At 35.3% G+C, this 26,495-nt stretch carries 24 protein-coding genes; 11 read left to right on the forward strand and 13 right to left on the reverse strand.

What is annotated here, in order from left to right:
* Window positions 1-10: 10 nt before the first annotated feature.
* From rpoN to MPR_RS02520, 6 genes are all read right to left on the reverse strand, one after another.
* Complete coding sequence (gene rpoN, locus MPR_RS02495; protein WP_041888843.1) at window positions 11-1,465, reverse strand: RNA polymerase factor sigma-54; 1,455 nt, start codon at window positions 1,463-1,465, stop codon at window positions 11-13.
* A 112-nt stretch (window positions 1,466-1,577) separates the two neighbouring features.
* Window positions 1,578-3,011, reverse strand: coding sequence for an asparagine--tRNA ligase (gene asnS / locus MPR_RS02500; RefSeq protein WP_006257388.1), 1,434 nt, complete (start codon window positions 3,009-3,011; stop codon window positions 1,578-1,580).
* Between the two features lie 259 nt (window positions 3,012-3,270).
* The gene (locus MPR_RS02505; protein WP_041888845.1) at window positions 3,271-4,368 is read right to left on the reverse strand and encodes a Glu/Leu/Phe/Val dehydrogenase dimerization domain-containing protein; all 1,098 of its coding nucleotides are present in this window, start codon (window positions 4,366-4,368) and stop codon (window positions 3,271-3,273) included.
* A 160-nt stretch (window positions 4,369-4,528) separates the two neighbouring features.
* Entirely contained in the window at window positions 4,529-5,092 is a 564-nt protein-coding gene (gene frr, locus MPR_RS02510) for a ribosome recycling factor (RefSeq protein WP_041888847.1), read from the reverse strand.
* Between the two features lie 9 nt (window positions 5,093-5,101).
* Window positions 5,102-5,821 (reverse strand): UMP kinase, encoded by a 720-nt coding sequence (pyrH, locus tag MPR_RS02515; RefSeq protein ID WP_041888848.1) that lies wholly within the window; start codon window positions 5,819-5,821, stop codon window positions 5,102-5,104.
* A 45-nt stretch (window positions 5,822-5,866) separates the two neighbouring features.
* On the reverse strand, window positions 5,867-6,664 hold the full coding sequence (locus MPR_RS02520) for a patatin-like phospholipase family protein (protein WP_041888849.1): 798 nt from the start codon (window positions 6,662-6,664) through the stop codon (window positions 5,867-5,869).
* Window positions 6,665-6,856: 192 nt separating this feature from the next.
* Here MPR_RS02520 and MPR_RS02525 point away from each other — a divergent pair, with 192 nt between their 5' ends.
* Window positions 6,857-7,456 (forward strand): thioredoxin family protein, encoded by a 600-nt coding sequence (locus MPR_RS02525; protein ID WP_041888850.1) that lies wholly within the window; start codon window positions 6,857-6,859, stop codon window positions 7,454-7,456.
* Between the two features lie 112 nt (window positions 7,457-7,568).
* On the opposite strand, the gene MPR_RS02530 is transcribed toward MPR_RS02525, so the two are convergent.
* Window positions 7,569-8,192 carry a YiiX/YebB-like N1pC/P60 family cysteine hydrolase gene (locus MPR_RS02530; RefSeq protein WP_041888852.1) on the reverse strand — a complete coding sequence of 208 codons (624 nt, stop codon included), beginning with the start codon at window positions 8,190-8,192 and terminating at the stop codon, window positions 7,569-7,571.
* 314 nt (window positions 8,193-8,506) lie between these two features.
* Between MPR_RS02530 and MPR_RS02535 the strand changes: the two genes are divergently transcribed.
* A complete protein-coding gene (locus tag MPR_RS02535; protein ID WP_041888853.1) occupies window positions 8,507-8,875 on the forward strand; it encodes a hypothetical protein in 369 nt (122 codons plus the stop codon).
* 813 nt (window positions 8,876-9,688) lie between these two features.
* Window positions 9,689-10,150, forward strand: a complete 462-nt coding sequence (locus MPR_RS02540; RefSeq protein WP_041888856.1) for a hypothetical protein — start codon at window positions 9,689-9,691, stop codon at window positions 10,148-10,150.
* Window positions 10,151-10,412: 262 nt separating this feature from the next.
* On the opposite strand, the gene MPR_RS02545 is transcribed toward MPR_RS02540, so the two are convergent.
* Window positions 10,413-11,462: an MBL fold metallo-hydrolase gene (locus MPR_RS02545; RefSeq protein WP_041888858.1), complete on the reverse strand. Its 1,050-nt coding sequence runs from the start codon at window positions 11,460-11,462 to the stop codon at window positions 10,413-10,415.
* Window positions 11,463-11,583: 121 nt separating this feature from the next.
* Here MPR_RS02545 and MPR_RS02550 point away from each other — a divergent pair, with 121 nt between their 5' ends.
* From MPR_RS02550 to MPR_RS02560, 3 genes are all read left to right on the forward strand, one after another.
* Window positions 11,584-12,459 carry an AraC family transcriptional regulator gene (locus tag MPR_RS02550; protein WP_235280513.1) on the forward strand — a complete coding sequence of 292 codons (876 nt, stop codon included), beginning with the start codon at window positions 11,584-11,586 and terminating at the stop codon, window positions 12,457-12,459.
* 242 nt (window positions 12,460-12,701) lie between these two features.
* On the forward strand, window positions 12,702-13,043 hold the full coding sequence (locus MPR_RS02555; RefSeq protein WP_041888860.1) for a type II toxin-antitoxin system HigB family toxin: 342 nt from the start codon (window positions 12,702-12,704) through the stop codon (window positions 13,041-13,043).
* Entirely contained in the window at window positions 13,044-13,604 is a 561-nt protein-coding gene (locus MPR_RS02560; protein ID WP_041888862.1) for a helix-turn-helix domain-containing protein, read from the forward strand.
* Window positions 13,605-13,667: 63 nt separating this feature from the next.
* Here the strand turns inward: MPR_RS02560 and truB are convergent, their stop codons facing one another.
* From truB to MPR_RS02580, 4 genes are read right to left on the reverse strand one after another with little or no spacing between them, the layout of a single operon-like run.
* Entirely contained in the window at window positions 13,668-14,384 is a 717-nt protein-coding gene (gene truB / locus MPR_RS02565) for a tRNA pseudouridine(55) synthase TruB (protein WP_041888865.1), read from the reverse strand.
* 2 nt (window positions 14,385-14,386) lie between these two features.
* Complete coding sequence (locus tag MPR_RS02570; RefSeq protein WP_041888867.1) at window positions 14,387-15,193, reverse strand: undecaprenyl-diphosphate phosphatase; 807 nt, start codon at window positions 15,191-15,193, stop codon at window positions 14,387-14,389.
* 14 nt (window positions 15,194-15,207) lie between these two features.
* The gene (locus MPR_RS02575) at window positions 15,208-15,450 is read right to left on the reverse strand and encodes a DUF3098 domain-containing protein (RefSeq protein ID WP_006257370.1); all 243 of its coding nucleotides are present in this window, start codon (window positions 15,448-15,450) and stop codon (window positions 15,208-15,210) included.
* Window positions 15,451-15,452: 2 nt separating this feature from the next.
* The gene (locus MPR_RS02580; RefSeq protein ID WP_041888869.1) at window positions 15,453-16,334 is read right to left on the reverse strand and encodes a cell division protein FtsX; all 882 of its coding nucleotides are present in this window, start codon (window positions 16,332-16,334) and stop codon (window positions 15,453-15,455) included.
* A 244-nt stretch (window positions 16,335-16,578) separates the two neighbouring features.
* Between MPR_RS02580 and leuS the strand changes: the two genes are divergently transcribed.
* Window positions 16,579-19,392 carry a leucine--tRNA ligase gene (gene leuS / locus MPR_RS02585; RefSeq protein WP_041888870.1) on the forward strand — a complete coding sequence of 938 codons (2,814 nt, stop codon included), beginning with the start codon at window positions 16,579-16,581 and terminating at the stop codon, window positions 19,390-19,392.
* 159 nt (window positions 19,393-19,551) lie between these two features.
* Here the strand turns inward: leuS and MPR_RS02590 are convergent, their stop codons facing one another.
* The gene (locus MPR_RS02590; protein WP_041888871.1) at window positions 19,552-19,932 is read right to left on the reverse strand and encodes an SPOR domain-containing protein; all 381 of its coding nucleotides are present in this window, start codon (window positions 19,930-19,932) and stop codon (window positions 19,552-19,554) included.
* Window positions 19,933-20,149: 217 nt separating this feature from the next.
* Between MPR_RS02590 and MPR_RS02595 the strand changes: the two genes are divergently transcribed.
* From MPR_RS02595 to MPR_RS02610, 4 genes are read left to right on the forward strand one after another with little or no spacing between them, the layout of a single operon-like run.
* Window positions 20,150-21,424 carry a c-type cytochrome gene (locus MPR_RS02595; RefSeq protein WP_006266302.1) on the forward strand — a complete coding sequence of 425 codons (1,275 nt, stop codon included), beginning with the start codon at window positions 20,150-20,152 and terminating at the stop codon, window positions 21,422-21,424.
* Window positions 21,425-21,458: 34 nt separating this feature from the next.
* Window positions 21,459-24,512 (forward strand): TAT-variant-translocated molybdopterin oxidoreductase, encoded by a 3,054-nt coding sequence (locus MPR_RS02600; RefSeq protein ID WP_041888872.1) that lies wholly within the window; start codon window positions 21,459-21,461, stop codon window positions 24,510-24,512.
* A 38-nt stretch (window positions 24,513-24,550) separates the two neighbouring features.
* A complete protein-coding gene (gene nrfD, locus MPR_RS02605; protein ID WP_041888873.1) occupies window positions 24,551-25,960 on the forward strand; it encodes an NrfD/PsrC family molybdoenzyme membrane anchor subunit in 1,410 nt (469 codons plus the stop codon).
* Window positions 25,961-25,966: 6 nt separating this feature from the next.
* Window positions 25,967-26,494: a DUF3341 domain-containing protein gene (locus MPR_RS02610; protein ID WP_006257362.1), complete on the forward strand. Its 528-nt coding sequence runs from the start codon at window positions 25,967-25,969 to the stop codon at window positions 26,492-26,494.
* The last annotated feature ends 1 nt before the right edge of the window (window position 26,495 follow it).

Raw genomic sequence — 26,495 nt, forward strand, 5'->3', positions numbered from 1 at the left:
ATAATCAGTATTAAATACGTTTACGCATTCTCGCTACAGGAATGTCTAATTGTTCTCTATATTTAGCTACTGTACGTCTAGCGATAGGATAGCCTTTGTCTTTAAGTAACTCTGCTAGTTTGTCATCAGGATAAGGCTTTTTCTTGTCTTCTTCACCGATGATATTTTGCAATATCTTTTTAATTTCTAATGTAGAGACTTCCTCACCTTGATCATTAACCATTGCTTCAGAGAAGAAGTTCTTGATTAGTTTAGTACCATAAGGTGTGTCTACATATTTACTGTTAGCTACCCTAGATACAGTAGAGATATCGAGTCCTACTAAGTCAGCAATGTCTTTTAAGATCATTGGCTTTAGTTTAGTCTCATCTCCTGTCAGAAAGTATTCTTCTTGGTATTCTACGATAGCATGCATAGTTACAAATAAAGTTTCTTGACGCTGTTTTATTGCGTCGATAAACCATTTAGCACCATCTAGCTTTTGTTTGATAAACTGTACAGCATCCTTCTGTGCACTAGAAGATTTTGCAGATTCCTTGTACGACTGTAGCATCTCTTGATAATCTTTAGAGACGTGAAGTTCAGGCGCATTTCTTCCATTTAATAAAAGTTCAAGTTCACCTTCATTGATCTTAATAGTAAAGTCAGGCACTACGTGCTCTATAGTACGTTCATTACCTATATAAGCTCCTCCTGGTTTAGGATTTAGCTTTTCTATTTCATCAATAGCGTTTCTAAGTTTTTCTTTTGAGACACCATATCTCTGTAATAGCTTATCGTAATGTTTTTTTGTAAAAGCATCGAATTGATCCGCTATAATCTCTGTAGCTAGATCTACAGCATCAGATTGTGTTTTGTGTTTTAGCTGTAGCAGAAGACACTCTTGTAAGTCTCTAGCACCCACACCTGCAGGATCTAATTCTTGTACGATTAGTAATATTCTTTCTACCGTCTCTTCGTCAGTATAAATACCTTGAGTGAATGCTAAGTCATCTACTAGATCTTGAGTCTCACGTCTTAAGTATCCTATATCATCGATACTTCCCACTAAGAACTCTGCAATCTTTCTATCGCCTTCGCTTAACATAAAGGTGTTTAATTGATTTAACAGATCTTGATGAAATGATTCATGTGCGATGATAGGCATTTCGTACTCATCATCGTCTTTACTGTAGTTATTCGCTTGTAATTTATAGTCAGGTGTTTCGTCATCACTTAGATATTCATCTATATTGATGTCTTCTGCTTCTATGCGTTCATTGTCATAGTCTTCAAAGTCATTGTCAAATTCATCCACATCTGTAGACTCGTTTTCTTTACCAGTCTCTAGTGCAGGATTCTCAATTAGCTCTTCCTTCAGTCTTTGTTCAAAAGCTAAAGTTGGCAATTGTATTAACTTCATCAACTGGATTTGTTGAGGAGATAATTTTTGAGATAATTTGAGTTGTAAACTTTGTTTAAGCATTCTTTTGAATATTAATTACAAATAAAAAAAATGTTTACTTTAAAACATATTCTTTTTCAAATTTAATGAAAATATGTGATAAAGTAAACACTTTTATAAAGGTCTTATTATATTAAAACTCTGCGTTCTGAGGTGTTCTAGGGAAAGGAATCACGTCTCTGATATTCGTCATTCCTGTCGCAAATAATACAAGACGTTCAAAACCAAGTCCAAACCCACTGTGAGGAGCCGTTCCGAATTTTCTTGTATCTAGGTACCACCAAAGTTCTTCTTTGTCTATTCCCATTTTTTCGATTTTCTCTAGTAGCACATCATAGCGCTCTTCTCTTTGAGAACCACCTACGATTTCTCCGATACCAGGGAATAAAATATCCATTGCTCTTACTGTTTTTCCATCTTCGTTCATTCTCATATAGAATGCTTTAATCTCAGCTGGATAATCAAATAAAATTACTGGACATTTAAAGTGTTTTTCTACTAAGTAACGCTCGTGCTCACTTTGTAAGTCTGCACCCCATCCATCGATGATATATTTAAACTTCTTGTTTTTATTAGGCTTACAGTTTCTTAAGATATCTACAGCCTCAGTATAGCTAACACGTTTAAAGTTGTTATCTACTACGAAACGAAGTTTTTCTAATAGACTCATTTCACTGCGTTCAGCTTGAGGTTTTGTTTTTTCCTCATCTTGTAAACGTTTGTCTAAAAATGCTAAGTCATCAGCACATTTATCTAATACGTAGTTGATTACATATTTGATAAAGTCTTCTGCTAGGTCCATATTGTCGTCTAAGTTATTAAACGCAACTTCTGGCTCGATCATCCAGAACTCTGCCAAGTGACGAGATGTATTTGAGTTCTCAGCACGGAAAGTAGGTCCGAATGTATATACTGACCCTAATGCCATAGCATAAGTCTCAGCTTCTAATTGTCCTGATACAGTTAAGTTAGTAGTCTTTCCAAAGAAATCTTGTGAGAAGTCTATCTTTCCTTCTTCTGTACGAGGTAGATTATTTAAGTCTAAGTTCGTTACTCTGAACATTTCTCCTGCTCCTTCTGCATCAGATCCTGTAATGATAGGTGCATTGAAATAGAAGAATCCATTCTCTTGGAAATATTTATGTACAGCGTAAGATAAAACACTACGCACTCTCATAATTGCTCCAAATACATTTGTACGGATTCTCAAGTGAGCATTCTCACGTAAGAACTCTAGAGAGTGTTTTTTAGGTTGTATCGGATATTCTTCTGGATTTGCTTCTCCGTATACTTTAAGATTTTCAACTTGTATTTCTACAGTTTGACCAGCCCCTTGGCTCTCTACTAATGTTCCTCTAACTGAGATTGCAGCTCCTGTGTGAATCTTTTTTAACAACTCTGCTGGGAACTTATCTAAATCAACAACACATTGAATATTGTTAATCGTAGATCCATCATTCAAGGCGATAAATTGGTTATTTCTAAACGTTTTTACCCATCCTTTTGCTTTAACTTCATGGAGTAGACCTTTGCCTGCCAGTAGATCGTTAATTTTCGTATGTTTCATCGTGATTTATAATTTTAATAATCAGTGTCTTATTTCGACAATTTCAAATACTTGCAAAAATAGTAAAATATTGTGTATTATGGAATAAAGAAATTGCGATAATCAAGTAATAATTGAGGGGGAATAAAGAATTTAGGGATTATAGATAAAGAATGGAAGTACTTTAATCCTAGCGAAGAGTTAATGGACGAGAGTTAGAAGGGAGTTAGAAGGGAGTTATAAAAGAAAAGCAGCCTAATTATAGACTGCTTTTAAATCATTATTTAGCGTTTTTCTTTTTGTTGATTCTGTCTTCTGCTTTTTTCATGGCAGCTTGTTGAGAAGTTATATTGTGTTCTTTAGCATAGTTAAGTACTTCTAAAGTGGTATTGTAGATGTTTTCAGTGTGTTTTAAAGCTTCATCTAGTCCATAGTGAACTATCTCACCAAAAACATTAATAATCCCTCCTGCGTTGATTAAAAAGTCTGGAGCATAGACGATACCTCGTTCTTGTAGTCTTTTGCCGTGTATTGCTTCTACTGCTAATTGATTGTTTGCCGCTCCTGCTATTACTTTTGCCTTGATTTTTTCGATAGTATCATCATTGATAGTTGCTCCTAAAGCACAAGGAGAATAAATATCTACTTCTTCTGAGTATAGGTCTGTACCTGTAAATATTTTAGTATTATATTTTTTTGCAACTTCAGCCACTCTCTCTTCATTGATATCAGTGATTGTAACTATAGCTCCACTAGCAGTTAAGTGTTTTACTAATGTCTCGCCTACATTGCCTATTCCTTGTACGAGCACTTTTTTGCCTTCTAGGTTATCTGACCCGAACTGATAATGTACTGCGGCTTTTAATCCCATAAATACTCCGTAAGCAGTCACTGGTGAAGGGTTGCCTGATCCTCCTAGACTTTCTGATATACCAGTCACATGAGGTGTGATAGTATGGATTAGATCCATATCAGCAGTGGTAGTACCTACGTCTTCAGCTGTGATATATCTTCCACTAAGAGAGTTGACATAATGAGCAAAAGCTTTGATGAGTTCTGGGCTTTTATCCTTTTTAGAATCTCCCATGATTACAGCTTTTCCTCCTCCTAAGTCTAGTCCAGAGATAGCAGATTTATAAGTCATTCCTCTAGAGAGGCGTAGTACATCATTTAGAGCTTCCCACTCTGATGTGTAGTTCCACATTCGTGTTCCACCTAGTGCAGGACCTAATGTAGTGTTGTGGATACCGATTATTGCTTTTAAGCCAGAATCTTTATCATGGCAGAACATGATCTGCTCGTGATCATCAAAGGATAGTTGACCAAATACAGGTGCTATCTTTTTGAGCTCGTCTGGTGAATAGATTGTTGTATTCATAATCAATGTATTTTGGTGTTAGTTATCTATAAAGATAAGTAATATGTGTTGATTATGAGTGTAGTAACTTTCGATTCTGATAAAAATAGGGATATCGCAATAACAACTCTCTAATTAGAAAGTATATGACAAAAAAAAATCCGCATACTTGCGGATTTTTTTAAACTTTCATGATTTCTGCTTCTTTTGCAGCTAGAATATCATCTATTTTTTTTACGAAACCATCAGTTAATTTCTGAACTCTTTCTTCAGCATCTTTACAGATATCTTCAGATGTTCCGTTTTTCTCTTCTTTTTTGATATCGTTATTAGCGTCTTTACGAGCATTTCTGATACCTACTTTAGCATCATCCGCTTCAGTTTTAGCTTGTTTAGCTAAGTCTTTACGTCTTTCCTCTGTTAATGCAGGGATATTGATGATAATGTTGTCTCCGTTATTCATTGGATTCAACCCTAGATTAGCGATCATAATCGCTTTTTCGATAGGTTGTAACATGTTTTTCTCCCATGGAGTAACTGTTAATGTACGTGCATCAGCTGCATTTACATTCGCTACTTGAGATAGAGGAGTTTGTGATCCGTAGTAGTCTACGAATACTGCTCCTAACATCTGTGGAGATGCTTTCCCAGCACGGATGTTTAATAATGTTTTTTCTAAGTGAGCTACAGTATTGTCCATAGACTCTTTGGCAGCGTCGATTATTAAATTGATTTCTTCTGTCATAACTATAGATTAATTAACGTTTACGGATACAGTAGTTCCTACTGAATCTTCTCCTTTGCAAACTTTTAATAAATTATCTTGTTTATTCATATCGAATACTACGATAGGCAATTCATTTTCTCTACTTAGAGTAAATGCTGTAGTATCCATTACATTTAGTCCTTTTGTCAAACAATCGCTGAAAGAGATTTTTTCAAATTTAACTGCTGTAGGATCTTTTTCTGGATCTGCAGTATATACACCATCCACTCTTGTTCCTTTTAAGATTACATCAGCGTTAATCTCTACTCCTCTTAATACAGCAGCTGTATCAGTAGTGAAGTAAGGGTTACCTGTACCAGCACCGAAGATTACGATTCTTCCTTTTTCTAAGTGACGAACAGCTCTTCTTTTGATATAAGGTTCTGCTACTGCTTCTATTTTTAAAGCAGTTTGTAATCTAGTTAACATTCCAGCAGCTTCTAATGCTCCTTGTAATGCCATACCATTGATAATGGTAGCAAGCATTCCCATGTAGTCACCTTGTACTCGGTCCATCCCTACATTTGCTCCAGCAACGCCTCTAAAAATATTTCCTCCACCTATTACAATCGCAATTTCAACACCTAAATCGTGAACTTTTTTTACTTCAGCAGCATACTCTGCTAATTTCTTAGGATCAATACCATATTGTTGATCTCCCATTAAGGCTTCTCCACTTAATTTTAGTAGAATTCTTTTGTACTTCATTGAAAGATATTTTTAAAGTTTTGCAAATATAAAGATTATATGCTTCTATGGAATAGCTTTTTTAAAAATATGTTGATTCTCTTCGAATGTCTCTTTCGCTGTTTGATATCCTAACTCATAGATCTCCTCCATTTTCTTTTTACTGCGCTCAAAAGTGGAGTAGAGTGTAAGCTCTTGAGGTTCTATTAGCCAATCACATAGCTTACCTAGTTTAGCATTATTGATCGTTGTCATCAGTTCATACGCTCTGAAGGTTACAGATCGTATAGATGTTAAGCTATCAGCAGTGACTTGTTGAATAGGCGTTACATTACTTCCGATGATATAATCACATTTACTTTTTAGGAGCTCGATAGGGAAGTTATTGATAATACCTCCATCGCTATATATTTTATTACCTATTTGATAAGGTGAGAATATACCTGGAAAGGCACTAGAAGCAAGGATTGCATCTACTACTTTTGTTTTTTTAGTGAATACGTGCAGTTTTCCATTGACGATATCAGTAGCATTAATGTAAACAGGAATGTCTAACTCACCAATAGTTAAGTCTCCAAATACTTTGTTTAGGTATTTATCAAATGCGTTTACATCCATTAACCCTGCTTTTTTTAGGGTAAAGTGTTGCCAGTTAAAGATATTGACAGATTTAAAGAACATTAATATCTCTTTGGGTTCTATACCTCTTGCATATAATGAAGATACTATAGAGCCTGCACTAGTACCTGCTAGATAGTCTGGTTTGATATGTTGTTCGTCTAAAAACTGTAATACTCCTGCATGGGCTATTCCTTTATAACCACCACCTGATAACACTAATCCGATTTTGGTTTTATGTATCATAATTTAAATTATTAAGCACGTCTAAAATGATTTATTCTATTCGGAAATACATTATCCTAAGCTATTAACGGTCTGAGCATGTCGCTTAGACGTTAAATTTGCTTGGACAATTTACCTCTCTGACTTATGTCATCATTTTATTTGCTGTAAAAGGTTTATCTTTGGTAATAACAAACAATAAAAGTACACAAAATGATAAACATTGATTCAAAATACATTGATAAAAGTTTTAGTTATACTGAATTTAGAGAATTTGTTACTAATGCATTGACTAATGATAAAGCCTCTTTAGGGCTTAGCGACGATTATTTAGCCTATGCAGAGTTAAACGAAGCGAGATTACATAGATTAGACAAAACGATGAAGGTAGAAGAAGAGGTAGCTAATAAGTTAATTAGTTTAAAGAAAAAGTATACTTGGATCGTGATAACAGAGAGCTGGTGTGGTGATGCAGCACAGATCGTTCCTATCCTAAATAAGATGGCAGAAGTAGCTCCTAATGTGGAGATGAGATTAGTACTAAGAGATAGTAATTTAGAACTTATGGATGCATTCTTAACAAACGGTGGAAGAGCTATCCCAAAGATGATCATTGTAGAGCAAGATACTTTAAAAGTATTAGGACACTGGGGACCAAGACCTGCTTTAGGACAAAAGGTAGTGACAGATTATAAAGCGGCTCATGGTGTAGTAGACGAAGCTGGTAAAGTAGAACTACAGAAGTGGTACACTAAAGATAAAGGACATGAAGTACAAAGAGAAGTAATAGAGTTAATGACTTCTTTTGAATAATAACTAAAAAAACGCTCTTTCAAATTTATGATAGAGCGTTTTTTGTTTGATTACAGTATGACAGAAGCTATCTATAGCCTATCATATAATGTTGTCAATACAGTGTGTATAATTATCTCACGATAGGTCCTATGATGTTTAATCTAGGGTCTAATGATATTCCAGCTGGATTACAACCAGGTGCTCCTTCTGGTATAGTCTGTCCTAGTTTTTCAAAATACTCTGCCCAAACAGGGAATGTTTCTTTAGTGTATTTTGACTTATACGTCATTGGGTATAAGTAGAAGAAACTTTTATTTTTATTAGAATCTTTAAATGCTTCATAGATAAGCTCTGAACAATAGTACTTGCCATTAGCATATAGATAATTTACATCATAAGGAACACCTACTTGTTTTATAGCAAATTCCTTTGCAGCAGGGATTAGTTTAGTTAGTTTTCCTTTTAGACGACCTACATACATAGGCTCCTTTGTTTTGTTTAAGAAGTCTTCCATAGGTGTAATGCATACTTCAGGCCAAGTCGCTTCTATGACTTGTAGGCTACCCTCGTGTTCGATTACCATTCCCATATGATTAAAGTTTAAATCATTATAACCATAAGTCACTTCATTAATAGCATCACATAGCGGTCCACAATTAATGTTTTGGAAGATAAGGTCTCCTTCTTTCAATTCTGTCTTTTGTCCCCAAGACAGTTGTGTAATTAAGATAAATAGAAAAAGTATATTACGCATAAGTTGTGTTTTTACCCCAAAAATACACTAGCAGGTACAAAGATTAATATGAATGATAGTGTATAAGTCTAAAGTAGTTATTTCTGTATTTCTAATAGTGTATTAGAAGTCAAGAATAAGCTTTGAAATAGAATTACTTAGTACGCTATAGCTATTGTTTATTTTGGTTTCAGGCAAAGATAGGAGGAACATTAGTGATTTTCAAATCGTTTTGGTCTATAATATGTGGCTTACTCATAAAAAGTCATGCTTTACTTATTTGTAGTGGAGGATACATATTAGTATGACTATTTTCGTACTAAGAAAAAAATGTTATGTTGTTGATTGTAAATAGTAAAAAGTGTTTTTTATCCTTACTAGGGCTTTCTATTTTATTGGGGTGCAAAGGGGGTAAAGAAGACCTTAAAGTAGTAGAAGACAACAAGGAGTTAGATAAAATCGAATATATACATCAAGAGAAAGAAAGTGAATTGTCTTTTTTCTTTGTAGAAGGCATGGATCGTGATGGAGGACATTATACTGGTGAAGTAAAACTAAAGGGAGATGTCGGTGCAGGGTATATAGCGAATGATACTCTTGGTGTTAGGTTCTACATAGAGATAGAGCGCTCTCAAGAGGGAGGACTCTTAGGTATGGATACGAATGGTAATGTCTATCAACTTGCTTTTAAAAGAGAGGAGTAGGCTCCTAGATGATTTAGTTATAGTATTGTTCCAATGTATACATTGGAGATAAAATCAATAGTTTTTTTCCTTTTTCTTATTCTCTCTGTTCCTCTTCAGCCTTCAGTACTTCTAATACAGATCGTGCTCCATAAATAATACTTTCATACGTATTATCTCTAGAAGAATATTCTCTTGACTTTATTTCTTTTATAATCTTCTTTTTGACTTGACGGATGAGCTCAGGTGCTAGTTCTTTTTTTCAGTCTCCAAATTTCCTGTGCTTCTTTTCTTTCAGTAAAGGTCTTATTATGATTATTACTAGCTGATTTTTCTATTTTACTTTACTGTCCTAGCACATTGCTTGAGGTATTCTTGCACCTTCCTTCGACAAAACAGCCTTCTAGGCAAGTAAACTCCAAGGATACTCCTAGCAAACCCCTAGAAAGTGCAAGCTAAATGACATCGAGGTCGGAGGATTTGAGAAGCATATCAGTAGTATTTCTGTATAACATGAGATTCTTCGCAGGCTCAGAATGATAGTTCGATTTGGAATAGGATGTGGTAATTCAGGTGGTATAGAATAGGTTATTATAATAAATGATATGAAATTAAAAAACTAGAAGATGTTTTGTATAGTTTTTTAGGACTAGTTATTATAGTCATATAATTTAGTGCCAAGATTTTATTGTGTTAGTATGAAGGTAGAAGTATGATTTAAAAGAGTGAAATGCATTACAAGAATTTATAGATAAAGATGTATGTGAACTTGGAGATACAGTTATTGTTAGACTTAAAACGCTAAGCCCTCTCTTTCATGTCGGACAATTTTATGTGGGAAAACTATTTGAGGTAAGAGAAGGAAGTAAAGTAGTAGGGAATGGAAGAATTACTAGGATTCTAAGAGAAGATTTTAATTATTGGGATTTTGATTCGTTCTTTACTGGTTTGCCATCGACTTGTAGACCATATGATGAGGAGAATATAGAAGGTTTTATAATGTATTTTGAGTATGGATTAGCTGGTATTAAGAAACTTGATGATTTGAAGTTTAGATCAATACTATCAAATAAGGAACAGATGTTGACAGTTCAATGCATTGTATGTGATAGGGAGATTTATATTATACAGTTTATTGAGGAAGTATGTAAAAGATGGGTAGATAAGATACAATTTGAAAATTCATTTTATAAGGTTGAAATAAACTATATCAATAAGGAGAGTGCTTACGAACTGATTTTTGCTACTTGGCATAGTATGTATTTGACAGGAAAGATAACAGTATCTTATAAGTGATATGGAAAAAGAAGAAGCTGTGAGAGTGTATAATTAACAGCCTCACAGCTCTTTGTTATTTATTAGATAATTCCAGATGATGGTATTATGTGACACGCATAATAATGCGTTTCTACTTTGATGTTTAGGGGAGTCTCACAATGTGTTTATATTGGCGCAGTCAAACATTCTTAATTAGAAAGAGCTGCCACAAGGGTAGCCCCAACAACACGTCATTCGTAATTTGAAATTCGTAATTAATTAGTCAAGCATTGCTAATTGTTTATATCTCATAATACTCGCGTTCCCATGTAGACTTAGGATTCCAGTTTATTAAGCTGTCTCCATATTTTTCTTTTTGATATGCTTGCATTAGTTTCAGTTTTTCTGGTATTTCATTCCAGTTAGGTATTGCAGATTGATTGCGTTTGCCTTTTAAGATAGCATCTACACTAGCATAGATACGCTCTGGTTGTATCCAATGTGTAAAAGGAGTGATGTCGATTAGTTTAGACATAGTCAGAGCATCAATATTTTCTGTGTAGTGTTTATCTATGGTATCTAGAATATTCATTAGATAACTGTATTGTTCTTGTACAAAGTCAACACCACATATAGCGCCATGACCAGGAACTACTATTTCGGGCTTTATCTCATTGATGATGCGATCTAATACTTTTACCCAATTTAAGATACCTTTTTCACTATAAGCAGAACAGCCATTGAATACCACATCTCCTGCGAAGAGAACTTTCTCCTTTGGCATCCATAATAGTACATCACTATTAGAGTGGGATGGAGCTACATTTAGTAATTGTAACTCAGTGTTACCAAGGTTGATAATTGTGTCGTCAGTTATTTGTATGTCTGGATTTATCCATTCAACTCCTGTTAAATCAAAACCTTCAAATTCGGCAGCGAAGAAGCGTTCACCAATAGTAGACTCTAATGAGTCTTTACCACGTTTAATAACAGCATCCATCCATTGGATATTCTCTGTTAGACGCTCTTGTACTGCGTTGTGATGCATAATGATACACGAGTCTTCAAATACCTTGTTTCCCCATGTATGATCGCTATTGTAGTGAGAGTTTACTACATAAGCAGGAGTTTTATTATTACTTACTTCAGTATATGCCTCTTTCATTTCTTGTGCATGAAATAGATCAAAGAACGTATCGTATACCAGACCTTTTCCACGGTTAATGAAACCAGCATTAGCCCAACTTATTCCTCTGTATGGTGATATAGCAGCGAATACATTATCTGCTATTTCATAGATTTTTATCCTTTGTTTTTGGATAACTCTTCCTCTTTTCTTTAAGTTGTTCATAGCTATATGTTTAAATGATTTATAAGACAAAATTAAGATGATAATTAGAAAAGGAATGCACAATATAGCGGTTAATAATGTGCAATTTATTATCTTGTAGTTGTGGAATTTATATTTGAGTATGATGAAAAAAGTAGAGAGATATAGTTTTAATTCGATTATAAAGAATCATACGGATCTAACTGTGTCTGGTGTTTTTATAACAAATGGAGAGGAAGATATAAAAGACTATTTTGCGCTTATTCCTCATAGTATAGATGCTTGTGTTATTGGGTTAGTGACAGCTGGTGAGGCACAAGTAAGTATTAATTTGAGAGAATATCATCTAAAGAAAGGAATGCTAATCGTACTGCCTCCTAATGCTATAGTGGTGCCGATTAGTTTTACAGAAGATTTAAAGATGAGATCTATTATGTTCACTTTTGATTTTGTGGCTCCACTCGCTTTGATACACGATTTTAGTATTGATTTACAGCTGTATAAATCTCCAGTGATCACTTTAAATGAAGCAAATTATAGTGTTGTAAAGAGGCTTTATAAGCTGATCAGTCAATGCTATTATGACACGGTTAATTTTACTCCGCATGATGTGTTAGAGCATCTGCTTTACGCATTGATTATTCAGATTAGTCAATTAATGAAAACCTTGAAGTCTAAAGGAAAAAGTAGTAGTCGTGCAGAATGTATTACAGAGGATTTCTTTGTGTTGTTGTATAAACACTATAAGACCGAAAAGGCGGTGAGTTTTTATGCGGATAGATTAAGGATTTCGACTGCTTATTTGACAACCACTATTCGCAAGCAGACAGGGCATTCTATTCTTTATTGGATAAGTGAAGCTGTTGTATTATATGCGAAGTCCTTGTTGAAGTCTTCTAGGATGAGTATTAATGAGATATCTGAAGAATTGGGCTTTAAGGAGACTACCTTGTTTTGTCGTTATTTTAAACGCTATACTGATATGACACCTAACCAATATCGAGGACTTAAAGTGTGAGTTTTTTGGTTTACAGTTTACAGTTTTGCCCTTCGGGCATCATGTGCTTAAATGATAGGATAGACTAATGATTGAGATAGTAAGCTAAACGATTTCACAGTTTCACCGAAAGACGATTTTATGGTGTGATTATTGATAAGATTATTTGGTTGTAAAATACTTAATATTAGTGTTTTAAGTAAATAATTAATTGTTTTAGTTCGGTAATAAACCGAACTTATGTATCTTTGTAATCATTAACTATGAGGCTAATCGGTAAGAAATTACTTCTTAAAGCAAAAAAGAAGAATATTGGAAATAAATTACTTTGCCTTGCAATTGATAAATTAATGGAGGACTTAGAACGGTTTGATTCTTCTAAAGAAGATCTGTATATGCTGAGAGCAGATATGGATTGTGTACACAGTGAAGGATTCTATTTCTTTAATATTCATATCCATAGAACTCTTGTGTTGATTGAGTTTGATGAGGAAGGGGAGGCGACTATATTATGGGTTGGTGCTCATCAAGAGTATGAAAGTATCTTTAAAAATAATAAAAAGACAATAGAGAAGTGGTTGAGGAATAATAATTACATTGAATAGATGAAGGCATATTTTGATATAGACGCATTGGTTGAGTCAGGCTTGATTAGAAGTGAGCTAGAGTATGAGCGTGCATTGATCGCTGATAGGAAACTACATATATTAGCTAAAGAAAATAGTAAGCTAAAGAAGTTGCGTATGGAGCTTAGAGCGCTGATAGAGGGTTATGAGAAAGAAGAATGGAGTGACGTAGATACTTTGACTGAAGAGAAATTGAGAGAGAGTGATGAGGCAGAGCGTATTGCTGAAGTAGAGAGAGCGTTTTTTGAGGAAAGAAAGCAATTGATTAGAAAAAAACTAAAGGAATTAGATTTGACACAAGAGAATTTAGGTTTTGTTCTAGGGCATAAGAGTAAGACGCATATGTCAGAATTAATGAATGGTATAAAGCCTTTTACTTTAAAGGATTTGATTATAATCAACAGGGTTTTGCAAATAGATATAAGTGTGCTTATTCCTAGGTTTTTATCTAAAGAAGATCAAGTTAAGGTCAATAAGGCTGTTGAGGTGTTAAATAAACCAAAGATTAAGCTAGTAACAGATGAGTTATTATTCAGTTAGAATACTAATAGGAGTAAAGGATGCGATACAAAAAAAGCTACAAGATATCTTGTAGCTTTTTGATTATATATTGTCAGCGATTGCTTTTAATACTTGTTCTTCGAACTCTTCTGGAGTGACTGCGTTGATGACATCGAAGTCTCCGATTTTGGTTCTGCGTAGGGCGCTTAGGTGTGCTCCAGAGTTTACTTTGTTTCCAAAGTCATAAGCTAGAGAGCGGATATAAGTTCCTTTAGAACACACGACTCTAAAATCAACATTAGGAAGAGCTGTCTTCGTTAATTCAAACTCTTCTATGGTGATAGGTCTAGTTGCTATCTCTATTTCTTCTCCTTTACGAGCGTGCTCATACAGACGTTTACCATCTTTCTTAAGCGCAGAGAAGATAGGAGGACGCTGTTCTGTAGTTCCCATAAAAGATAGTTTTGCTTCTTCTAGCAGAGCCTCTGTAATATGATCTGTAGGGAAGGTCTGGTTTATCTCTGTCTCTAAGTCATAAGATGGAGTAGTACCTCCTAGTGTGATGGTGCCTGTATATTCTTTTATTTGTCCCTGTAATTCACTGATTTGTTTTGTGGCTTTACCTGTACAGATGATAAGAAGTCCAGAGGCTAAGGGATCTAAAGTTCCTGCATGTCCTACTTTAATCTTTTTTAAGTCAAAGTGCTTTTTTAATAGCCATTTAATTTTGTTTACTGCCTGAAATGATGACCAGTGCAGTGGTTTGTCTATTAATAGTATTTGCCCACTCTGAAAGGCTTCTGTATTGTATTGTATCATTCTTATTTAAGGTATCCGAAGTATAATAATAGTATAGCTCCAGCTATAATTCTGTAGTATCCCCAAGGTTTAAAACCGTACTTTTTGATGATTCCGATAAAGAATTTAATAGCGATAATCGATACGATAAAAGCTAGTACATTCCCTAGTAAGAATAACTTCATATTCTCAGGATTGTCAAGTAGTATCTCATATCCGATTCTTCCTGATTCATATTTCTTTAGTACAATAGAGTACACAGTCACAGCTGCCATGGTAGGCACAGCTAAGAAGAATGAGAACTCTGCAGCTACTTGTCTAGAAAGTCCTTGTTGCATACCTCCAATGATAGATGCAGCAGAACGGCTCGTACCTGGCATCATCGCAAGACACTGCCAGAATCCAATAGTAACAGCTTGTCTAACAGTAATGTCTTCTTCGCGTACTGTCTTAGGGTTTTTAAAGTATTTGTCTATAAAGATTAATACAAAACCACCAATAATCAACATAATCGCGATATAGATAGTCTCTCCTAATACCTTGTCAATAGCTTCGTCAAATAGCTTTCCTAATACTAGAGCAGGGATAACTGCTAAGACTAGTTTTTTATAGAAGTTCAGTTTACTAAAGTCAAAGAACTTTCTCCAGTATAGTGCCACTACGGCTAGGATAGCTCCGAACTGTATAGCTGTTTGAAATAATTTTACGAATTCGTCTTCTTGAATACCATAAGCAGAACTTACAAATATCATGTGTGCAGTAGAAGATACTGGTAGATACTCTGTTAATCCCTCTACTATGGCTAGGAGGATAGCTTGTATTAAATCCATTTAATGTAGTTATATTATTTATTGTCTTTTTTAAATATTGCATAAACTGCTACTCCTATCCCGATAAAGAATACTGTAGGAGCTAGGTGAATACGTCTAAAGCTATAGATGTCTTCATTAAACTCTGTAGGAACATCGTTAGTAGCACCAGCCATTAAGAAAAAACTAAGTGCAATTAAAGCTATACTTACCAGTAGTATAATATAGTTCTTCTTCGTGAAAAGAAGTACATTCTGGTTTTGATCTTGATCTTTCATATTTAATAAAGTTCGTCTGATTTTAGGTTTAAGAATCTTTGTGTTGCAAAGAATGTACTGATACTAGTGATGATCACTCCTAAGATTAATATTCCACAGGATACGATCACTAGAGGCATATAGTCTTCTTTAGGGTTGATATTTAGATCAGGTAACTTACTGTCTGCATAGAATGTAAGTGCTGTGATAGCTATGATAGCTAGTATAGAGCCTATTAGCCCAAGCTTCATACTATGTCTGATAAATGGGCGTCTTATGAAGCGCTTTGTCGCTCCTACCATTTGCATCGTCTTAATCGTAAAACGGCTAGAGAAAATTAATAGACGTAGAGAACTATTGATTAATAACATAGAGATAACTGTAAGAAAAGCTGCTATAATAAGCACCCACTTCGTGATCTTATCTACATTCTCATTGACTAGATCTACTAGCTGTTTGTCATATTTTATATCGCTTATCGCTGTATTAGCATTGAATTCTTTAAGGATAATATCTATACTGTCATTAACGACATATTCTCCTTTTAAGTGGATATCGTAAGAGTCTTGTAATGGGTTGAACCCTAGGTAATCTACAAAATCTTCACCTAATGTCTCTTGGTGCTCTTTAGCAGCATCTTCTTTAGATACGAAGCGGTGCTCCTTTATATAAGTATGCTTTTCTAGTTTCTTTCCAAATTTCTCTAATTCAGCTTTAGAAGTGTTCTTTTCAAAGAATATCGTCATAGGTATATTCTCTCTAAAGTTGTCAGAGATTTTTTTAGAATTAATAACGAATAGACTTAGCGATCCTAATAGGAATAGAACCAAGAAAATACTAAGTATAACTGAAAAATAAGACGAAATTAGTTTTCGCTTTTGATATTTTTCATAAGAGCTAGCCATATATCAAATTTTAAGTGCGTAAAAATAACAAACAAAAATGTTTTTATTGAGACAATAACGATTAAAGTTTTCTAATTGTTATAAATATAGTTTATTTTTGCCTGAATTGACGGTTTTTTTTGTCAAACTTAGAATGGTGTTAGAAAAATGGTTTTGTCTATTTAGGATTCAAGATTAGTTTTCTAGGTTATTATAGTGTGATCGAAGAACTAACCAAAGTATAAAAATTGATATATATAATAGTATGAAGTATTATCCAAACGAAATTGAAGCTAAATGGCAGAAATTTTGGAAAGAAAACCAAACTTTCAAAACAGAGAATAATGTTGACAAGCCTAAGTATTACGTATTAGATATGTTCCCTTACCCATCTGGAGCAGGATTACATGTGGGGCACCCACTCGGATACATAGCTTCGGATATTTTTACTCGTTATAAACGTCAAAAAGGTTTTAATGTTCTTCATCCACAAGGATATGATAGCTTCGGGTTGCCAGCTGAGCAATATGCTATCCAGACAGGACAACACCCTGCTGTGACTACAGAAGTAAATATTGATCGTTATAGAGAACAGTTAGATAAGATCGGTTTTTCATTTGACTGGAGTAGAGAGGTGCGTACTTCGAATGCGGATTATTATAAACACACACAATGGATCTTTATCCAATTGTTCAATTCGTGGTATAATAAAGTAAGTGATAAAGCGGAATCTATAGATACATTAGTAGCTATCTTCGAAAAAGAGGGGAATGCAAATGTACAAGCTGTGTCTGATGATGCAATCGAGATCTTTAGCGCTGCTCAGTGGAATGCGTTATCAGCCGATGAGAAAGAGGTAATTCTATTAAAATACAGAATGACTTACTTAGCAGAAACTGAAGTAAACTGGTGTCCTGCTTTAGGAACGGTATTAGCGAATGATGAGATTAAAGATGGTCTGTCTGAAAGAGGGGGGCATCCTGTAGTTAGAAAAAAAATGAAGCAATGGAGTATGCGTATTTCTGCTTATGCAGAACGTCTACTTCAAGGGCTAGAAGATATCGACTGGACAGAAAGTATTAAAGAGAGCCAAAGAAACTGGATAGGGAAATCTGTGGGAGCATCTGTAGTATTTAACTTGAAAGAAAGTGATGATACAATAGAAGTGTTTACTACTAGACCTGATACTATCTTTGGGGTGAGTTTTATGACTCTTGCTCCAGAGCACGATTTAGTAAGAAAGATTACTACAGCAGAACAAAAAGAAGCTGTAGAAGCTTACATAGATGCTACTTCTAAGAGAAGTGAGCGTGATCGTATGGCTGATGTGAAGACTATCTCTGGTGCATTTACGGGAGCGTATGCGGAGCATCCTTTCACAAAAGAGCCTATCGAAATTTGGATAGGCGATTATGTATTAGCTGGATATGGTACAGGAGCTGTAATGGCTGTTCCATCTGGTGATACAAGAGATTATGCTTTTGCAAAACACTTCGGTATTACAATCAAAAATATCTTTGACCAAGATATCTCAGAAGAGGCGTATGCAGAGAAAGAAGGTTTCTTATTAGTAGAGTCTGATTTCTTAAATGGATTAGGGTTTAAAGAAGCTACTCTTAAGGCTATCGAAGCATTAGAGAAAATAGGACAAGGAAAGGGGAAAACAAACTACCGTTTGCGCGATGCAGTATTTTCACGTCAGCGTTATTGGGGTGAACCATTCCCAGTGTACTATGTGAATAACCTTCCTAAGATGATTGATAAAAGATATTTGCCAATCGTTCTTCCTGAAGTAGAGAAGTATTTGCCAACAGAAGATGGTCAACCACCTTTAGGTAATGCTGCTGTATGGGCGTGGGATACTGTCAATAATAAAGTAGTAGAAAATGAAAAGATAGACGGGGTAACGGTATTCCCTCTAGAGTTAAACACAATGCCTGGGTGGGCTGGTTCTTCTTGGTACTGGATGCGTTATATGGATCCTCAGAATACAGAAGATATCGCTTCTCCAGAGGCATTAGCGTATTGGCAAAATGTAGATTTATATATAGGAGGTAGTGAGCATGCTACAGGACACTTACTATATAGCCGTTTCTGGAACAAATTCTTAAAAGATATGGGAGTGGCTCCAACAGAAGAGCCTTTCAAGAAATTGATTAACCAAGGAATGATTTTAGGTACTTCTGCCTTTGTTTATAGAATAGAGGGAACGAATAAATTCATTTCTAAAGATATGATCAAGGATGAGAAGGTTCAACAGCTATATGCTTATGTTGGATTGGTTAATTCTTCATCAGAATTAGATACAGAAGGATTTAAAGCGTGGAGACCTGATTATGCAAATGCAGAGTTTATATTAAATGCGAGTGGTAAGTATATCGTAGGACATGAAGTAGAGAAGATGTCTAAGTCTTACTTCAACGTAGTGAATCCTGATGATATCTGTGATGAATATGGAGCAGATACACTTCGTCTGTACGAAATGTTCTTAGGGCCATTAGAGCAAGCTAAACCATGGAATACTGCTGGTATCTCTGGTGTAGCAGGTTTCTTAAAGAAATTGTGGAGATTATATGCTGATGATAATGGTGTGATCGTGACAAATGATGAACCAACAGCTGAGATGTATAAATCACTTCACAAAACAATCAAGAAGGTAACTGAGGATATAGAGAACTTCTCTTTCAATACTTCAGTTTCACAGTTTATGATTTGTGTGAATGAATTGTCACAGCTAAAATGTAATCACAGAGCTATTTTAGAACCATTAGCAATTGTGGTTTCTCCTTATGCTCCGCATATTGCTGAGGAGTTATGGTCTATGCTAGGACATACTACATCTGTAACGTATGCAGAGTTTCCAGAATTCAATGCATTATACTTAGTAGAGAGTGCAAAAGAGTATCCTGTGTCGTTTAATGGAAAGATGAGATTCAAGATTGAGTTGCCATTAGACTTATCAGAAGAAGAGATAAAAGCAATCATCTTATCAGACGAAAGAACAGTAGCTCAACTTCAGGGGAGAGAGCCTAAGAAAGTAATTATTGTTCCTGGTAAGATTATTAACTTAGTTGGATAAATTACGGAATGATTTTAAGTCTTAAAGTGTACTTAGAATCATAGATAAATAAAAAGCCTCAACAGTGATGTTGGGGCTTTCTTTTTTAGAAGGATGTTTCTTTTTATTAAAAAGGGTTGTTAGATTTAACTAATAACCCTTTGTATTATATGATGTGATTTATTTGCCTGGGCGCAATAAAAGTGAGAGTTCAAAGTCTTTTTGAATAGCTCTCAGGTTGCGTTCTGCTTCTAGTCTAGTTTTATAATTTCCTACTAAAACTTTGTAAGAAGGATTGGTATAAATTATCGTAGCATTAACATCTGGATAAAGTCTTCTAAAGTTGTTTAAGGCAGCTCTCGCTTCTGCGTTTTTGCCATAAAAAATCTGAATTTTGTATTTATCGTTAACGGTTGTTGACGTATTTGTATTTTTCTTCTTATTTAGTAGTTCTTTTATGGCTGAGGGTTCGTTTAAAGTGGTTTTAGACGATTGAGCTATAATTACGTGATTAGTAAATAGAACTAGAATTAAGACAAGAAAATTTCTTAAAAATCTCATAATGAATAATGTTTATGGCAAATTTACAAATTATCTTGATAATGAGGTAATCGTATGTTATTTAGAACGTATATAAATTGTATTTTAAGCATAGTAAAGGTTTTAAGAGTAACTCATAAATTGTATTTTTGTCGGAGTTTGTAAATAAGGTGTATAAGATAGCGGTCTAATTGGCTGTTAAATAAGACCAAGTTTAGTTGAAAATCATTTTATAACTATGAAAAAAGTGGGTAACCATAATTCGTTTTCAAAGATTTTATTCTTTTGTTTAGCGTTAATGCTATCGTTTACTACAATTTCGTTTGCTCAAGATGTAGCAAAAGGTAAGGAATTGTTTAACTCTAACTGTGCTGCATGTCACAAGTTGGATGGAAATTCTACTGGACCAGCTCTTCGTGGAGTAGTTGAACGACATGATGTAGCTTGGCTACACAAGTGGATTAAAAGTAGTTCTTCATTGATTAAATCTGGAGATGCTGCTGCTGTTAAATTATTTAACGACTGGAATAAGGTTGTTATGAATGACTTCCCTGGATTGTCAGACGAAGACATTGATAACATTTTAGCTTATACTTCAGAAGAGAAAGCTGCTCCTGCTCCTGTAGTTGGTGCAGAAGGTGGAGCTACTAGTCAAGCTAACAATGACGGTGTTTCTAATATTATTGTATTAGGGGCTTTAGTTGTTGTATTGATGCTTCTAGTGACTATGCTATTCTTCGTTAAGAGAGTATTAAACAAAGTAGTAGAGGTTAATGGATTAACTCCTGAAGTACGTAAATCAATTCCATTGTGTACAGCATTCGTTAAAAATAAATTTTTAGTGATTGTTTCTGTTATCGTATTAGTGTTATTCGGGTCATACTTTGCGTATGGATGGATGATGCAAGTAGGTGTTGACCAAGGGTATGAGCCAGTACAACCAATTCACTTCTCTCACAAGATTCACGCTGGAGATAACGGTATTGACTGTAAATACTGTCACTCTGCTGCAAGATCTAGTAAAACTTCAGGTATTCCTTCATTGAACGTTTGTATGAACTGTCATGAGAATATCAATGAGTTTACAGGTGAAGCTGGAAAAGACTACGGTAAGTACACTCCAGAATTCTATACTGCAGAGATTCAAAAATTATATGATGCAGTAGGATGGGATCCTTCGACAAATAAATATACTGGAAAAGAGAAACCAGTTAAGTGGGTTAGAATTCACAATCTTCCTGACTTCGCATACTACAACCACTCTCAACACGTAAATGTTGCAGGTTTAGAATGTCAAACTTGTCACGGACCAGTTGAAGAAATGGAAATTATGAGACAACACTCTCCATTAACAATGGGATGGTGTATTGACTGTCACAGAAAAACTGACGTTAAGTTAGAGAGCAATGAGTACTACGCTAAGATTCACAAAGAATTATCAGAGAAGTACGGAGTTGAGAAATTGACTGTAGCTCAAATGGGAGGTTTAGAGTGTGGTAAATGTCACTATTAATAAATTAAGAATAAGAAGCTAATATATATATACAATGGCATCAAACAAAAAATACTGGAAAAGTGTTGAGGAGCTGAATGAAAATAGTTCTATTGTTGAGTCGCTAAGAAACAATGAGTTTGTTGAAGAAATTCCTACTGATGAATTTCTTGGAGATCAAAGTAAATTGTCTTCTTCATCAACTACTCGTCGAGACTTTTTGAAATATGTAGGTTTTTCTACTGCAGCAGCAACTTTAGCTGCATGTGAGGGACCTGTTGTGAAATCTATTCCGTATGTAGTACAGCCAGAGGAGATTATTCCTGGTGTTGCAGATTATTATGCAACAACTATTGCTGATGGATTTGACTTTGTAAACGTTCTGATCAAAACTCGTGAGGGGCGTCCAATCAAAGTTGATAATAACAGACTAGCTAATGCTTACTCAGGAGCTAACGCTCGTGTGAACGCATCAGTTTTATCAATGTATGATAGCCTTCGTCTGAAAGGATCTAAAATCAGTGGTAAAAGTGCTTCATGGGATGAAGTAGATGCAAAAGTTAGAGCAAGTCTACAAGATGCAAAAGCAAATGGAGGAAACGTTGTATTATTAACAAATACAATGGCTAGCCCATCTACTGATAAAATTATAGCAGAGTTTATCGCTGCTAACCCAACAGCTAAACACGTTGTATATGATGCTGTATCTTCATCTGCTGCTGCAGATGCTTATGAGAAAGCTTATGGTGTACGTGGATTAGCAGATTACGATTTCGGTGCTGCTGATGTAATCGTTTCTGTAGGCGCTGATATCTTAGGAGATTGGCAAGGTGGAGGATACGATTCAGCTTACGCTCAAAAACGTATTCCTAAAAATGGAAAAATGTCTAAGCATATCCAAATGGAGGCAAATATGTCTTTATCAGGAGCTAATGCTGACGTGAGAATTCCTTTAACTGTAGTTAATCAAAAAGCTGCTTTAGTTAAGTTATACAATGCTATCGTAGGAGGAAGTGCTTCTGCTCCAGCTGTAGATAAGTACGAAGATGCTATTAAAAAAGCGGCTAGTCAACTTAAATCTGCTGGAAACAAAGGAGTTGTTGTAACAGGTCTTGATGATGTAAATGCTCAATTATTAGTGTTTGCAATCAACGAAGCGTTACAATCAGAAGCTTTCTTACCAGAGCAAACAAAATATGTTAGACAAGGTAATGCTACTCAAGTAGGACAATTAGTAAAAGATATGAACGCTGGTAAAGTTCACACATTGATTATGTCAGGTGTTAACCCAGTGTATACTTTAGCTGATTCTGCTGCTTTCGTAGAAGGATTGAAAAAAGTAAAAACTTCAGTTTCTTTCTCATTAAAAGAAGATGAAACAGCTTTACTTTCTACTGTTGCTGCTGCAGCTCCACACTACTTAGAGTCTTGGGGAGATGTAATGATCAGAAAAGGTCACTACTCTGTAACTCAACCTACAATCCGTCCATTATTTGATACTAGACAATTACAAGATTCATTATTATTATGGTCAGGAAGCAATACTGCTTACTATGACTATGTTAAGAATGTAGGTAAGTCTTATGTAGCTGATAAAACTTGGAATCAATTAGTACACGATGGTTTTGCTGTTGTTGGAACAAACTCTAAAGTAAGTGCTTCTGCTGATTTCTCAGCTGCTGCATCTGCATTAGCTTCTGCTAAGAAAGTAGATGGTTTAGAGTTAGTATTCTATACTAAAACTGGTATGGGAGACGGGCAACAAGCTAATAACCCTTGGTTACAAGAGTTTCCAGACCCTATCACTCGTGTATCTTGGGATAACTACGTAACTGTAGCTCAAGCTGATGCTGAGTCATTAGGAATCAAGAACTACCACGTTGCTAATGGTGGTCTTAATGGTAGCTATGTTACTATCGAAGCTAACGGTGTTAAATTAGAAAAAGTGCCAGCACTTATCCAACCAGGACAAGCTCAAGGTACTATCGGTTTAGCATTCGGTTACGGTAGAAAAGCTGCATTAAAAGAAGAAATGCAAGTAGGTGTTAATGCTTACACATTATACAAAGACTGTAATGGAGTACAAGGTGCTGCAATTACTCAAGTAGGTGGTGACCACGAGTTCGCTTGTGTTCAGTTACAAAACACTTTAATGAGTAGAGGTGATATCTTAAAAGATACTACATTAGAGATCTTCAATACAAAAGATGCTGAAGACTGGAATATTAAACCTGTGGTTTCTTACGATCACCAGACTGTACAAGCTTCTACTATTGATATCTGGGAATCATTTGATAGATCAGTTGGACATCACTTCAACTTATCAATTGATTTAAATGCATGTACTGGATGTGGTGCTTGTGTTATCTCTTGTCACGCTGAAAATAACGTACCTGTAGTAGGTAAGTCAGAAGTAAGAAGAAGTAGAGATATGCACTGGTTACGTATCGATAGATACTACTCTTCAGAAGATACATTCGCAGGAGATATCGAGAAGAAAGTTAATGCAAATGGATTCGGAGAATACCGTGAAGTGTTCCAAGAATTAGAACATCCAGCTGAAAACCCACAAGTGGCTTTCCAACCAGTAATGTGTCAACACTGTAACCACGCTCCATGTGAGACTGTGTGTCCAGTAGCTGCTACATCTCATGGTCGTCAAGGACAAAACCATATGGCTTATAACCGTTGTGTTGGTACAAGATACTGTGCGAACAACTGTCCTTACAAAGTTAGACGTTTCAACTGGTTCTTATATTCTCAGAACGATGCTTTCGATTACAACATGAATGATGATTTAGGACGTATGGTATTAAACCCAGACGTTGTAGTTCGTTCAAGAGGGGTAATGGAGAAATGTTCATTATGTATCCAAATGACTCAATCTACAATCTTAAAAGCTAAGAATGAAGGAAGAGCAATTCGTCCAAATGAATTTGAAACTGCATGTTCTGCAGCTTGTTCAAGTGGAGCGATGGTATTTGGTGATGTAAATGATAAAGAGTCAGAAATTACTAAATTAGCTGAGTCAGATAGAGCTTACCATTTATTAGAGCACATTGGAACAAAACCAAATGTATTCTATCACGTTAAGGTTAGAAATATCTAGTTAAAAGAATTATTAATTAAAGAAACATATAAAGGATTATGTCGTCACATTACGAAGCACCCATTAGAAAACCTTTAGTTATTGGTGAGAAATCATATCACGATATAACTGTGGATGTGGCTAGACCTGTAGAAGGGAGAGCGAATAAACTATGGTGGAGAGTTTTTACTTTAGCTTTATTAGCGTTTCTATGGGGAGTAGGTTGTATGGCTTACACTGTAGGTACAGGTATTGGAACTTGGGGATTAAATAAAACCGTTGGATGGGCTTGGGATATTACCAATTTCGTTTGGTGGGTAGGTATCGGTCACGCTGGTACGTTAATTTCTGCAGTATTATTATTATTTAGACAAAAATGGAGAATGGCGATCAACCGTTCTGCTGAGGCAATGACAATTTTCTCAGTAGTTCAGGCTGGTTTATTCCCTATCATTCACATGGGACGTCCATGGTTAGCATACTGGGTATTACCTATTCCTAACCAGTTCGGATCGTTATGGGTTAACTTTAACTCACCATTATTATGGGACGTATTCGCGATTTCTACGTATTTATCAGTATCATTAGTTTTCTGGTGGACTGGTTTACTACCTGACTTCGCTATGTTACGTGATAGAGCTATAACGCCATTTACAAAAAGAATATACTCAATCTTATCATTTGGTTGGTCAGGTCGTGCAAAAGACTGGCAACGTTTTGAGGAAGTGTCATTAGTATTAGCTGGTTTAGCTACTCCTCTTGTACTTTCTGTACACACGATTGTATCTTTTGACTTTGCTACTTCAGTTATTCCTGGATGGCACACTACAATCTTACCTCCATACTTCGTAGCAGGAGCTATCTTCTCTGGATTCGCAATGGTAAATACCCTGCTTATCATCATGAGAAAAGTTTCTAACTTAGAAGATTATATTACAGTACAACACATTGAATTAATGAACATTATTGTAATGATCACTGGTTCTATCGTTGGGGTAGCATATATTACTGAGTTATGGGTTGCTTGGTATTCAGGAGTAGAGTATGAACAATACGCTTTCTTAAACCGTGCAACAGGACCTTACTGGTGGTCTTACTGGTTAATGATGACTTGTAACGTAATTTCTCCACAGGTAATGTGGTTCAAGAAAATTAGAACTAATATCTTAGCATCGTTTGTTATCTCTTTAGTAGTAAACGTGGGGATGTGGTTTGAGCGTTTCGTAATTATCGTTACATCATTACACAGAGACTACTTACCATCTTCATGGACAATGTTCCAACCTACATTCGTAGATGCTGGTATTTACATCGGTACAATTGGTTTCTTCTTCGTGTTATTCTTATTATATTCAAGAAGTTTCCCTGTAATTGCACAAGCAGAGGTAAAAACAATCTTGAAATCTTCAGGAGAGTTTTACAAAAAAGAAAGAGACAGCAAAGAGAATCATCAATCTTTAAATCATTAATATATTATGAGTAATAAAGTAATTCACGCACTATACAACGATGATGATGTGTTGTTACATGCTGTAAAAGAAACACGAGATGCTCATCATCATATTGAAGAAATCTATACACCATTCCCAGTACACGGTCTAGATAAGGCTATGGGATTAAAACCTACAAGATTAGCTATCTGTGCTTTCTTGTATGGTTTAGTTGGACTTTCTTTTGGTACATTCATGATGTATTATATTATGATTGTAGATTGGCCACAAGATATTGGAGGTAAACCAAGTTTTAGCTTCATTCAGAATATGCCATCATTCGTTCCAATTATGTTTGAGATGACTGTATTATTTGCAGCTCACTTAATGGTTCTTACTTTCTTTATGAGAAGTAAATTATGGCCTTTCAAGAAAGCTGAAAATCCTGATGTAAGAACTACAGATGATCACTTCTTAATGGAAGTAGCTTTGAAAACTGATGAAGCAGCAGCGATTGAGTTCTTCAAACAAACGGGAGCAGTTGAAGTTAAAGTAATTGAAAAGCAATTGTAGA

The sequence above is a fragment of the Myroides profundi genome, assembly GCF_000833025.1.
Lineage (GTDB): Bacteria > Bacteroidota > Bacteroidia > Flavobacteriales > Flavobacteriaceae > Flavobacterium > Flavobacterium profundi_A.